At 38.4% G+C, this 11,828-nt stretch carries 13 protein-coding genes; 7 read left to right on the plus strand and 6 right to left on the minus strand.

What is annotated here, in order from left to right; translation table 11 throughout:
* Positions 1 to 104 precede the first annotated feature (104 nt).
* Positions 105 to 479, plus strand: coding sequence for a DUF1878 family protein (locus N782_RS12670; RefSeq protein ID WP_052111325.1), 375 nt, complete (start codon positions 105 to 107; stop codon positions 477 to 479).
* A 32-nt stretch (positions 480 to 511) separates the two neighbouring features.
* On the opposite strand, the gene N782_RS12675 is transcribed toward N782_RS12670, so the two are convergent.
* Together N782_RS12675 and N782_RS12680 are read right to left on the minus strand one after the other, a co-directional pair.
* A complete protein-coding gene (locus tag N782_RS12675) occupies positions 512 to 1,084 on the minus strand; it encodes an HTH-type transcriptional regulator Hpr (RefSeq protein ID WP_036820528.1) in 573 nt (190 codons plus the stop codon).
* 252 nt (positions 1,085 to 1,336) lie between these two features.
* Positions 1,337 to 1,831, minus strand: a complete 495-nt coding sequence (locus N782_RS12680; protein WP_036820531.1) for a GbsR/MarR family transcriptional regulator — start codon at positions 1,829 to 1,831, stop codon at positions 1,337 to 1,339.
* Between the two features lie 296 nt (positions 1,832 to 2,127).
* On the opposite strand from N782_RS12680, the gene N782_RS12685 reads away from it, so the two are divergent.
* The 3 genes from N782_RS12685 (at position 2,128) to N782_RS12695 (ending at position 5,170) form a co-directional block, all read left to right on the plus strand.
* Positions 2,128 to 3,357 (plus strand): quaternary amine ABC transporter ATP-binding protein, encoded by a 1,230-nt coding sequence (locus N782_RS12685; RefSeq protein ID WP_036820533.1) that lies wholly within the window; start codon positions 2,128 to 2,130, stop codon positions 3,355 to 3,357.
* Positions 3,314 to 4,156, plus strand: coding sequence for an ABC transporter permease (locus N782_RS12690; RefSeq protein WP_036820535.1), 843 nt, complete (start codon positions 3,314 to 3,316; stop codon positions 4,154 to 4,156). The genes N782_RS12685 and N782_RS12690 overlap by 44 nt, the downstream gene beginning before the upstream one ends.
* 81 nt (positions 4,157 to 4,237) lie before the next feature.
* On the plus strand, positions 4,238 to 5,170 hold the full coding sequence (locus N782_RS12695) for a glycine betaine ABC transporter substrate-binding protein (protein WP_036820538.1): 933 nt from the start codon (positions 4,238 to 4,240) through the stop codon (positions 5,168 to 5,170).
* Between the two features lie 187 nt (positions 5,171 to 5,357).
* Here N782_RS12695 and N782_RS12700 read toward each other — a convergent pair whose 3' ends face one another.
* From N782_RS12700 to N782_RS12710, 3 genes are all read right to left on the minus strand, one after another.
* Entirely contained in the window at positions 5,358 to 5,783 is a 426-nt protein-coding gene (locus tag N782_RS12700; RefSeq protein ID WP_052111326.1) for a YtxH domain-containing protein, read from the minus strand.
* A 213-nt stretch (positions 5,784 to 5,996) separates the two neighbouring features.
* The gene (locus N782_RS12705) at positions 5,997 to 6,530 is read right to left on the minus strand and encodes a tryptophan transporter (RefSeq protein ID WP_036820573.1); all 534 of its coding nucleotides are present in this window, start codon (positions 6,528 to 6,530) and stop codon (positions 5,997 to 5,999) included.
* A 120-nt stretch (positions 6,531 to 6,650) separates the two neighbouring features.
* Positions 6,651 to 7,076 (minus strand): HIT family protein, encoded by a 426-nt coding sequence (locus N782_RS12710; protein ID WP_036820542.1) that lies wholly within the window; start codon positions 7,074 to 7,076, stop codon positions 6,651 to 6,653.
* Between the two features lie 553 nt (positions 7,077 to 7,629).
* Here N782_RS12710 and N782_RS12715 point away from each other — a divergent pair.
* The 3 genes from N782_RS12715 to N782_RS12725 all read left to right on the plus strand — a co-directional run bounded on the left by N782_RS12715 (position 7,630) and on the right by N782_RS12725 (position 10,362).
* On the plus strand, positions 7,630 to 8,373 hold the full coding sequence (locus tag N782_RS12715; protein ID WP_036820545.1) for an ABC transporter ATP-binding protein: 744 nt from the start codon (positions 7,630 to 7,632) through the stop codon (positions 8,371 to 8,373).
* Entirely contained in the window at positions 8,366 to 9,583 is a 1,218-nt protein-coding gene (locus N782_RS12720) for an ABC transporter permease (protein WP_036820548.1), read from the plus strand. Before N782_RS12715 ends, N782_RS12720 begins: the two co-directional genes overlap by 8 nt.
* A 62-nt stretch (positions 9,584 to 9,645) precedes the next feature.
* Positions 9,646 to 10,362: an EcsC family protein gene (locus N782_RS12725; RefSeq protein ID WP_036820550.1), complete on the plus strand. Its 717-nt coding sequence runs from the start codon at positions 9,646 to 9,648 to the stop codon at positions 10,360 to 10,362.
* Here N782_RS12725 and N782_RS12730 read toward each other — a convergent pair.
* On the minus strand, positions 10,359 to 11,531 hold the full coding sequence (locus N782_RS12730; protein ID WP_036820553.1) for an amidohydrolase: 1,173 nt from the start codon (positions 11,529 to 11,531) through the stop codon (positions 10,359 to 10,361). The two genes, N782_RS12725 and N782_RS12730, sit on opposite strands and share 4 nt — an antisense overlap.
* Between the last annotated feature and the right edge of the window lie 297 nt (positions 11,532 to 11,828).

The raw sequence follows: 11,828 nt of genomic DNA on the forward strand, positions 1-11,828 counted from the left end.
AGAAATCAATAGGGTTTTTGTAAAAAGTTAAAAAAAGACTTGAGACGCGTGGTGACGAGGGTCGTAAGCAGTTAAATTGTAGTGCTAAAGAGGAGAGAATAGGTGTGGAGAATAAAGGGTACGACACAGAAATGCTAGCATTTCATGTCAGACTTCTATCGCAAATGTCTAGAGCAGATCACTACCCTTTCATGAAAATGATTTTGGAGAAAGGGTTAAAAGAAGAGGAGTATCAAGAGGTGCTGTTCTTATTACATACATTACACAATAAGTACGAGGATCAAAAAGAGGAAGGATTATTAGATTACACTTCTCTACTCATTCATTTTGCTGGTATGTTAAATATGAAACTTCATCCAGATGACACAATAGAAGCTTTACGTAAAGAAGGTATGTATGTGGAATTAATGGAGGAATTTAAGCAGATTATTATTAAAGACAGATATGTAGAAACACGATTTCCTGTAAAGGCGAGATAAAGCGAAGAACAAAAAAACAGGAATAAAAGAGATTATTCCTGTTTAAGAATACTTGCATTTGTGAAGAAATCTTCTTCGTCATAGAATTCTTCTTCAATATTTTTCATTGAACGTTCTAATATCTCCAAGTACTCCGGTCCATAAATCTCTCTTATAAGTGCTACTAAATCTAAGAATTCTGGAAATTTACCATATAACTCTTTTAGGGGTTGTGTCCCTGTTAACAAGGAGTTATTTTCTGGGTTATATGTTTTCATTGTCTCCAGGAGTAAGGCTTCTCCTTGTTCTGTTAGTTGAATATACGTATTCCGTTTATCATTCTCTCTTTTCGAAAAGGTAAGTAGTTCTCTTTCCTCCAGTTTTTTAGAGAAATTAAATGCAGTGGAAACGTGCATAACTCCAAATTTAGATACCTCAGAAACACTTGCTCCTTTAAGGTGATACGCAATCCAAAGAATGTGATGTTCATTTATATTTAAATTAAACGGCTTGATCCATTGTTGCCAATCTTTTTCTATTGTCTTCCATAGAGCCTTACTTAGTTGAGCCATTTTATGGCTGAACAAGATGGCTTCATGTATGGATGAATGCTCCTCTTGACTCATCTAGTACCCCTCCCTCGCATAAAAAAATAACCTTACCTATACACTATTCACTTATATTATCTCAGGAAAACGTCTAAGTTGAAAATAATCATGTGCAAAAAATACATAATAAATTATTAAAATCCTGTAAGAGTTGATATGAAAGTACATAAATAAATTGATTTTTTGAAATGGTAAAATCCCCCACAACTAAAAATTCAAATGGGGGGGATAATTAAATAAAAGAGAGTAGTAAAGATGTGTAAGGAAAGCTTAATGATCCAGTTTTTCAAATGCTTTTGTTATTAAACAGTGAAATTCAATCATTTCATCTAGACGCTGTTTAAGATCATTTAGATGTTCAGGCTGTATGTTTCCTTGTTCTCTTTCTAAAAGCGTCTTTGTTTCTTCTAATGACTGCTTTTGCCTACAAGCTGCATCAAGCCAGCGTTGAACATATGAGGACATAAACTTTGGGAAGAGGTCATCATTCGCTTGATACAAATCTTTTCTTACTCCTTTTTTCCAAACGCGTTCGACTAAGTTTAGGTCGAGAAGGGTTCGAATTCCAGTGCTCATGGAAGTCTTGCTTTTCGCTAGCGCTTCGCTCATTTCATCAAGGGTCATCGGTTCGCCTTCTATGTATAATGTTACAAATAGTCTCGCTTCTGAAGGAGTAAGACTGAACATTTCTAATGTCTTTGAAAATTCTGTGACAGCATTATATTGTACTTCACTTAGTACAGTATTGTTGTCCATATTGGGCATTGGAAGGTCCTCCTTCTCTCGTACTATTCCTACCCTACTATAATTGAAAAAAAATAGAAAATAACAGATTGGGTAGCATTTTGTAGTAAAACGAAGCAAAATGGAGCATTTATATTCAAAAGTTTGTTCAGTTTCAACTGTACGTTTAAAATATTCGTATTTAAAAGTATTTATAGTTTGTTCATTTGTGATTTATCATATATAGTATAAAAGGTAGTTGATAACAAAGCACGATACACGTAGTTACTAAAAGACGTCCTAAAGTACTAGTTAAAATGTAAGAGGGGTGAGCATTAGTGCCGATCATCAAAGTAGAAAACTTATCAAAGATTTTCGGTAAGAATCCTTCCCAAGCACAAAAGTTGCTTGATGAAGGTTATGGAAAAGAAGAAATTCTAGAAAAAACAGGAAACACGGTCGGTGTAAACCGGTGTAATTTTGAAGTAGAAGAAGGCGAAATATTCGTTATTATGGGGCTATCTGGTAGTGGTAAATCTACACTGGTTCGTTTACTTAATCGATTAATCGAACCAACAGAAGGCAGTGTTTATATTAATGACGATAATCTTTCAAAAATGAGTAGCAAAGATTTAAGAGATATTCGTCGTCAAAAAATGAGTATGGTTTTCCAGAGCTTCGCGTTATTCCCATACCGTACTGTTTTGGAAAATGCTGAATTTGGTCTAGAGGTACAAGGTATTGATAAAAACAAGCGTGCTGATAAATCAAAAGAAGCACTTGAGTTAGTAGGCCTAGGAAGCTTCATTAATCAGTATCCTGGTCAACTCTCAGGTGGTATGCGCCAGCGTGTAGGTTTAGCACGTGCATTAGCCAATGATCCAGAAGTACTGTTAATGGACGAGGCTTTCTCAGCGCTAGACCCGCTAATTCGTAAAGAAATGCAGGATGAACTGTTAGATATTCAGGAACGTATGCAAAAAACAATTATCTTCATTACGCACGATTTGGATGAAGCGTTACGTATAGGAGATCGTATTGCATTAATGAAAGATGGATCGATTGTACAAATCGGTTCCCCAGAAGAAATCTTAGTAAACCCTGCAAATGATTATGTTGAGAAATTCGTTGAAGATGTAGACCGTTCCAAGGTCTTAACTGCACAACATATTATGAAGCGCCCAGAGACGGTGAACATAGAGAAACATGGCCCGCGCGTTGCTTTAGAGCGTATGAGAGAAGAAGGTCTATCTAGTATTTATGTTACGGATCGTTCTCGTAATCTTAAGGGGTATGTAACAGCTGATAAAGCTTCTGAAGCGAAGCAAAACAATATTACTGACCTAAATCAAATTATGGAAACAGAAGTACCAACAGCCTCTCTTGAAACATCCATGAATGAGATTTTTGACATGATTCATGATTCTCCAGTACCAATTGCTGTTGTAGAAGATGGGAAATTACGAGGGGTTATTGTACGTGGTGCTGTAATAGGAGCGCTAGCTGGAAGTGAGGTGTCATTGAATGAAGATCATCGAAACGATTCCGATGAAACAGTGGATCAGTAATTTAACAGACTGGATTACCGACAATTTTGAATTCTTATTCGAACCAATCAAAGATAACTTAGGTGCCTTTATTGAATGGCTAAGTGAAACACTACAATGGATAAATCCATGGTTATTTATTGCATTGATTGCAATTTTGGCATTCTTTATTACAGGAAAACGTATTGGTTTAGCAATTTTTGCTTTCATAGGTTTATGGTTTATATTTAACCAAGATTTATGGCAAGACTTAATGGATACATTCTCACTAGTTATAACCTCGAGTATCATATCGGTGGTTGTAGGTGTTCCATTTGGGATTTGGATGGCGAAGAGTAGGGTTGTAGAGGCGATAATTACGCCAGTACTTGACTTTATGCAGACAATGCCTGCCTTTGTTTATTTAATTCCAGCCGTTGCCTTCTTTGGTATCGGAATGGTTCCAGGGGTGTTTGCATCTGTTATTTTCGCAGTACCTCCAACTGTTCGTTTTACGAACTTAGGTATTCGACAAGTTTCGAAAGAATTGATTGAGGCATCTGAAGCCTTTGGTACAACAGGATTTCAGAAGTTATTTAAAGTACAGCTGCCTATGGCGAAGAAAACCATCATGGCAGGTATTAACCAAACAGTAATGCTTGCACTATCCATGGTTGTAATTGCATCCATGATTGGTGCAGAAGGTCTAGGTCAAAAAGTAATTGAATCCTTATCCCGTAACAACGTAGGATTAGGTTTCGTAGCTGGTGTGAGTATCGTTATTCTAGCGATTATTATTGACCGCTTCACTCAAAGCCTTAACACGCAAAAGGGTGAATAATGAATTGTTTTTGCTCTTTTCCTTCTTTAGGAAAAGTCAAAATATAGGGAAGTACATTTTAAAAAAAGGGGAGTATCAATTATGTTTAACTTAAACTGGAAACGCCTAGGTTTGGCGGCTGGTTTGTCACTTTCAATCGTAGCTGCAGGTTGCGGTTCTTCTGATGGAGGATCATCTGATTCATCTAATGGAGATAGTGAAGGTGGAGACTCAAAAGCTGCTATTGGAGAAGAAATGGACTACACAATCACTGGCATTGACGCTGGTGCTGGTGTTGTTAAATCTTCTGAAAAAGCAGTAGAAGAATATGGACTTGAAGACTGGGAAGTACAAACATCTTCAGGTGGTGCAATGACAGAAGCACTTGGTAACGCAATTGAAGACGAAGAGCCAATCATTGTAACAGGCTGGACTCCACACTGGAAATTTGCTAAGTATGACCTTAAATATCTAGAAGATCCAAAAGGTGTATTTGGTGGAGAAGAGCAGATTAAGACAATGGTAAAAACAGGTCTTAAAGAAGAAAAGCCTAACCTTTATAAAATTCTAGATCAGTTCAAATGGAATGCAGAAGAAATGGGTAAAGTTATGCTTGCACGTAAAGACGGAACTCCAATTGAAGAAGCTGCAAAGAATTGGGTTGAAGAGAACTCTGATAAGGTAAGCGAATGGACGAAAGGTACTGAAAAAGTAGATGGTACAAAAGCGAAACTTGTTTATGTATCTTGGGACTCTGAAATTGCTTCCACAAACGTAATTGGCGAAGTACTTCGTCAACAAGGCTTCGAAGTTGATCTTACACAACTGCAAAACGCTGCAATGTGGCAAGCAGTTGCTCAAGGCGAAGCTGATGGTATGGTAGCAGCATGGTTACCAGGTACTCACGGCGACCTTTATGAGTCAAATAAAGACAGCCTAGAAGATCTTGGTGCAAACCTTGAAGGTGCAAAAATCGGTCTAGTTGTTCCAAAATACATGGATATCAACTCTATCGAAGATTTAAAATCTGAATAATTATTGCACACAAAAGCCCTGCTCAGTTTAAAGAGTAGGGCTTTTTCTTCGTATAGGAAATCTCATTCGGGGGAAGAGGAAGTTCGATAAGGGCGCTACGTTACGTGTATCAACATTGAACCACCCCACGTCGTGTAGGCCGCAATAAAAAGCCTGCTACAGATTGTAGCAGGCTTTGCGTTGGTTTTTAGTGTTGTTCTTCCTCTTCGGTAGGTGCAGGAGCTGGAGGATGCTCTTGGACTTGGATTTCATTTTGGTTTTGGTTTGCTTTTTCTTCTAATTCTTTTAAGCTATCCTCAATTTCTTGAAGGTGTTTTTGAATATTACGTTGGTGGGGCTCAATCGTTTGTTTCCAGCTTTCGATTGACTGCTTAATGTCAGAAGAAAGATCTTTTAGAAGAATAGCTCCTTCTTTCGAGGTTTGAGCTATTTGTTCGGTAAGTTCCTTACCTTCCCCTTTTAAATTGGTTAGCGTATCTTTCAAACGTGAAGAAGTATCTTTTGCCTGGTTTCTGATTTGGTTTCCTGAAGAAGGAGTAGAGAGTAGTGTTGCTGCTGCACTTACAACGCCTCCTACAACAAATCCTAGTACTAATGATTTACTTTTTGCCATATTCAAAACTCCTTTCTTAGCTACTATTATATCCGTTTTTCACGTGCCTGTAGAGGTATAAACGTCATTTCCTTTTAGAAAATTCAAAGTTTTTATAAGCTTATGTATGAAGAATTATACATTTTTACTACAGGTGGCTCTTACTTATATCATTATTCCCTATATGAATTAAATAAAAACCCCTGACTTCTTGTCAGGGGTGGAAAAGTAAAATTAGGATGCTTTTGTTGAAACTTGCGCAATTCTTGTGCGCGCATAGATCTTTTGGACGATTGGGTAAATGACAATCATTGCGACTGTATTAAAGGCTGCAGTTGGAAGTACAACGGCTAAGAACAGAGCACTAAATGTGCCTTCTACAAGGCCAATAAGCATTACAGCAACAAATAAAAAGATTGTACCACTTACAAGTGTACCAAAAGCTGTCAGGATAGGTGCTAGTTTGTTCGAGCTCATAACTTTGTTCAGAGTAACATATACTCCAAAAAATAGTAGAGCGGTAATAGGTTTATCTATTACATTTGCAATTTGTCCACCTGGTACGGATGTCGTTAGAGCAGAAATTCCACCTGTTACGAAGGATAGCAACAATACATAAGGAAGCTTAGGAAATAATAGAATTCCAAGAAACATCATGACAAGAAGCATATCCGGCTTCATACCAAATAAAATCGGTGGAGCAAATATGTGTAAAACAGCTCCAATACCTACAAGCAATGACAACAATACTAAGATACGTGTGTCCAAACGATTATTCATGTTTATCTCTCCTCTTCTAATCTAAACTCGTCTACTCTCCAACTGTGTCCTCGTGACCAGTTGCGAAAGTCTAGTATCATTCTAACAGATAATATAAAAAAGTAAACGTTACTTAACTTGTTCTGAGATAGATGAAGCAATTGACTGGAGGTCTTCATTAGAATAGTCCTCAGTATGTGTTTCCCATTTCGCTCCAAAGCCATCATCACTTCCATAACGAGGGATGAGGTGAATATGAAGATGGAATACAGATTGTCCTGCAGCTTCTTCATTGTTGTTGAGCATGTTTAAGCCTACTGGATGAAACGCTTCTTTAATTGCATTAGCAACTTTTGGTACGCGTGAGAACAGTTGCTCTGCAGTAGTTGCATCTGTTTCAAAAATATTTCTTGTGTGCTGTTTTGGTATGACTAGCGTATGACCTTTTGTTGTTTGACTGATATCCAGGAACGCATATACATACTCATCTTCATATACTTTAGCGGATGGGATATCTCCATCAATGATTTTACAAAATATACAATCTTGACTCATGTTATTTCCTCCTCTACCAAATATGTTGCAGTATTGTTGAGTTCATATTACCAAAGATATGTATCACTTCCAATTAAAAAGCAGAGCACCTCATGGAGAGGTACTCTGCGGGGGAAGACTTGGATGAACTGTCCTACATCTATCCAGTATGAGTGGATAGTACGGGGACTACTCTGCCACGCGTGGGGTTGCCACTAGGATGTTAAATCAACGATAAGTGATTTAACAAATGATCGTGAACAAAGCTTGCGAATATACCTGCTGTCTACACCTCATTTAATTAGTAAATGTGTGTGAATCAATCTCAAACCGAGTGGTGGAGATCATAATCAGCTTGGTCTTTCACTGACACCTCATTTCGATTGTTAAGCCTAAACTTAATAACCCTTAAACAAGTTACAGTGATTGCTTTTGGACAGTTCATCCTGTCGCCTTCAATAGTATTATGTGCAAGTATTTGAATTCTATCCGAAATAAAATCATCTTTTTTTGGCAAAGTTGCAGGGGAATGGTAAAATTTGAAGAAGTGAAAGAATGGAAAGAGGGATGAACAATGGATTCATTATTACATATAGAAAATGTTGTGGGTGGGTACACACATAAAAACGTTCTCCATGGGATTTCGTTTGATATCCAGCCAGGGGAAATTATGGGACTTATCGGCTTAAATGGAGCCGGAAAAAGTACAACCATTAAACATATCATTGGACTTATGCAACCAAAAGAAGGAAAGGTTAAGATTAACGGTCAAACGTTTCAACAAGACCCAGAGCAGTATCGTAGCCAATTTTCTTATATACCAGAGATGCCTGTATTATATGAAGAACTCACTCTAAAAGAGCATTTACGTTTAACAGCAATGGCATATGGTCTCTCGGAAAACACGTTTGAAGAGCGATTACAGCCGTTGTTAAAAGAATTCCGTATGGAAAAGAAGCTAAATTGGTTCCCGGTTCATTTCTCCAAAGGAATGCGTCAAAAGGTTATGATTATGTGCGCCTTTTTAGTAGAACCTTCTTTGTATATTGTAGATGAACCTTTCGTGGGTTTGGACCCATTAGGGATTCAATCTTATCTTCAGTTAATGAACAACATGAAGGCACAGGGTGCAGGGGTTTTAATGTCTACCCACATTTTAGCTACTGCTGAACGTTATTGTGATCGTTTTGTTATTCTTCATGATGGAGAGGTTCGTGCCAAAGGGACGCTCGAAGAATTGCGAACTTCCTTTAATATGCCAGGGTCTACTCTAGATGACATCTATGTAGAACTCACAAAGGAAGATGAACATGCTTAATGCTCAAGAGCTTTGGAGGAATCGATTAAATCATCATTCAAAAGAAATGGGGCGATATTTACGCCTCATGTTTAATGATCACTTTGCCTTTGCAATGTTTTTCTTTTTAGCTGGATTAGCATATGTCTATCAGCAGTGGCTTGCAGACTTACCGGAGGGTTTTCCATCTGCATTGGTCATAGCCATTATTCTTGGTTTGGTTCTTACGTATAGTCCCATTCGAACGATGTTAAAAGAAGCGGACTTGGTTTTTCTTTTGCCTGCAGAGGCTCAATTAGGCTCCTTTTTTCGAAATGGGATTATTTATAGCTATATCACGCACCTATTTACACTTTTGTTCATTTTTGTAGCTTTAGGCCCTTTATATTTTACAACTTATCCAGAACGTAGTGGGTCTGATTTTCTTGTATTAGGTATAGTTGTGGTAGTGTTTAAAGCTTGGAATATTTTGAGCCATTGGTGGGAAATCAACAGTCGTGTTGGATGGACTGGGTATATTGACCCTATATTGCGTACACTGCTAAACGGCTTGACTATTTACTTTATTGTGGTTGGGAATGCATGGGTGTTTGCTGTAATCACTACACTCCTTTTCTTTGGTGTCATGATGTATGACTATACACTTGCAAAGAGGCGAAGAGGTATAGCATGGGATTTACTCATTGAAAAGGAACAAGCAAGAATGCAGGCGTTTTACCGAATAGCCAATTTATTTACAGATGTTCCTCATTTGAAAAAAACAATCAAGAAACGTCATTGGCTAGTTGGATTATTAAAATCGCCAATCCCATTTCAGCAGGACCAGACTTTTGATTATATGTATCGTATAACCTTTGTACGTTCTAGTGATTATTTAGGGATGTATGTTCGACTGTTAGTCATTGCTGGAGCGCTTGTTTATTGGGTCCCAAATTTCTGGTTCCAATTAGGATTTGCTTTCCTATTCTTATACATGAGTGGCTTTCAGATGGTCACCCTTTGGCACCATCATAAACAGTTAGAGTGGCTCGATTTATATCCAGTACCATTAGAACGAAGGAAACAAGCATTATTAAAATGGCTGTTCCAATTAATGATAGTGAAAACGTTCGTATTAGGAATAGTATTTCTTTTATTATGGAACTTAATAGGAGTTGCGATCGTATGGATTGGTGGAGCAATCTTTAGTTATGTAATGGTTTATAAGTATTTGGTTCATCGCATGAATTGATGACAAAACTCGGCACGTATTCGTGGCGAGTTTTTTTACACTCATATCAGGGAGGATCGACATTGGAAGAAGCACAATATGAAGCTAACGTATTAGAGGAAGCAAATCGATGGGTGAAGCAAATGGAGAAGAAATCCTCTATCATTCAAAGGAGATCCAAACACATTCAATCCCTCATTAACAAAAAGGTACCAGACCGAGTTCATAGTGTTGTCACCGAGAGTGTGAAACAGATGATTCAGCTAGCCTTAACGAGTTCAAAATACATTTACAAAGTGGAAATTAAGGAAGATGCAACGCTTGAAGAGAGAGAGAATATGATTAAAGAAAGACTTAGACAATATAAACGAACAGCCGCTCTAGAAGGAGCGGGTACAGGTGCGGGTGGAATTCTACTAGGTGCAGCAGATTTCCCACTTTTGCTTAGTATTAAAATGAAATTTTTGTTTGATGTCGGTCAACTATATGGATACGATGTAACGAAATATGAGGAAAGAATGTATTTACTGCATTTGTTTATTCTTGCTTTCTCAAGTGATGAGCAGAAAAAGTCAGTGCTTGAAACGGTGCTACATTGGGAGAAGGAAAAGCTTGAGTGGAGAGAAGTCGATTGGAAAACGCTGCAAATGGAATACCGAGATACGATTGATTTTGTGAAAATGATGCAGCTAATACCTGGAATTGGAGCTCTAGTAGGAGCATGGGGGAATTATCGCTTATTAGAGCAATTGGGGGAGACGGCTATGAACGGATACCGTCTCCGTATGCTCTCTTCTTAATGTTGGTTCTGATAGGCTATATACGATTGAAATAGAGTTTTCGCACTTAAAGGTAAGGCACGTTCATCAAAGTCAAATTTAGGATGGTGGTGGGGATAGACGTGACCTTCTTTTTGTGCACCGGTGAAGTAGAAAGCTCCTGGTCGTTCAAGCATATAGTAAGAGAAATCTTCTCCTGTCATAACAGGGGATACATATTCAGCCCGTTCAATGCCAGGCGTGTTCGCAGCGGCATTTAGCACTAAATCAGCTTCTCTTGGATGGTTCACCAGAGGAGGATAGCCTCTTGTATAATAAAATTCATAGGAAGCATCATGAGAGACACAAGCGCCTTTAATGTGTTTCTCCATTTCTTGAATAACGGTTTCTTGAATCTCTTGGTTAAATGTACGAACTGTCCCTTTCAGTGTAGCTGTGTCAGCGATGACGTTAAATGCTTTCCCGGCTTCGAACGTACCCACTGTTACAACGGCAGAGTTCAACGGATCAATCTTTCGGCTGACAATTTGCTGAAGAGAGGTAACAAGCTGGGAACCGATTAAAATCGCATCTTTTGTTTGATGCGGCTGAGCCCCATGACCACCTTTTCCTTGAATGGTGATCTCAAAAGCATCTGCACCAGCGAAGAACGATTCAGGTGCTGTTTCTACAGCTCCTACTGGTGTGTTGATCCATAGATGTGTTCCAAAAACTGCATCGACACCATCTAATGCTCCAGCTTCAATCATAGGTTTTGCGCCACCTGGTGTAATTTCTTCCGCATGCTGGTGAAGGAAGACGACAGTTCCAGGTATTTCTTCCTTATAAGGGATAAGTGCTTTTGCCAGGCAAAGAAGAGCAGCAGTATGGCCATCATGACCACAAGCGTGCATCACGCCAGGTACGGTTGATTTGTATGGCGCGTCTTTCGCATCTTGAATAGGAAGAGCATCAAAATCTGCTCGCAATGCAACTGTCTTCCCTGGTTTACCACCCTCAAGCTTTGCGACCACTCCGTTTCCACCTACGTTGCTTTGATAAGGAATGCCTAACTCTTCGTAAAACGAAGCAATGTACTTAGCGGTTTCTGTTTCGTGAAAAGAAAGCTCGGGATATTGATGAAGATATCGTCTAATATGTACCATTTCTTCATACAATCCATCGAGATCTTGCATTAGTTTATCCCACATATAATCTCATCCTTTCGTTTGGAATAGTATAACAAATATCCAAGCTTGTGATTAAGAAAAAGACACTGTAGTTCTTCCTATTTTTGATAAGCCCCATGATATGGGAGGCTTGGATTCGAGATAAATAGTTATTTGGTCTGGAAAAGAGGATGTTTCCGTGCTTTAACAGAAGAAAAGATGGGCCGCCTTCCATATTATGCCTCTTATAAGGAGTAAGCCATAGGAAGTTGAAGGTATCCAACTAAAATAAAAGAGGCTGGGACAAAACCCAGTAAATTAAACTAAAAGTGGCCCCCA

Source organism: Pontibacillus yanchengensis Y32, from assembly GCF_000770635.1.
GTDB lineage: Bacteria > Bacillota > Bacilli > Bacillales > BH030062 > Pontibacillus > Pontibacillus yanchengensis.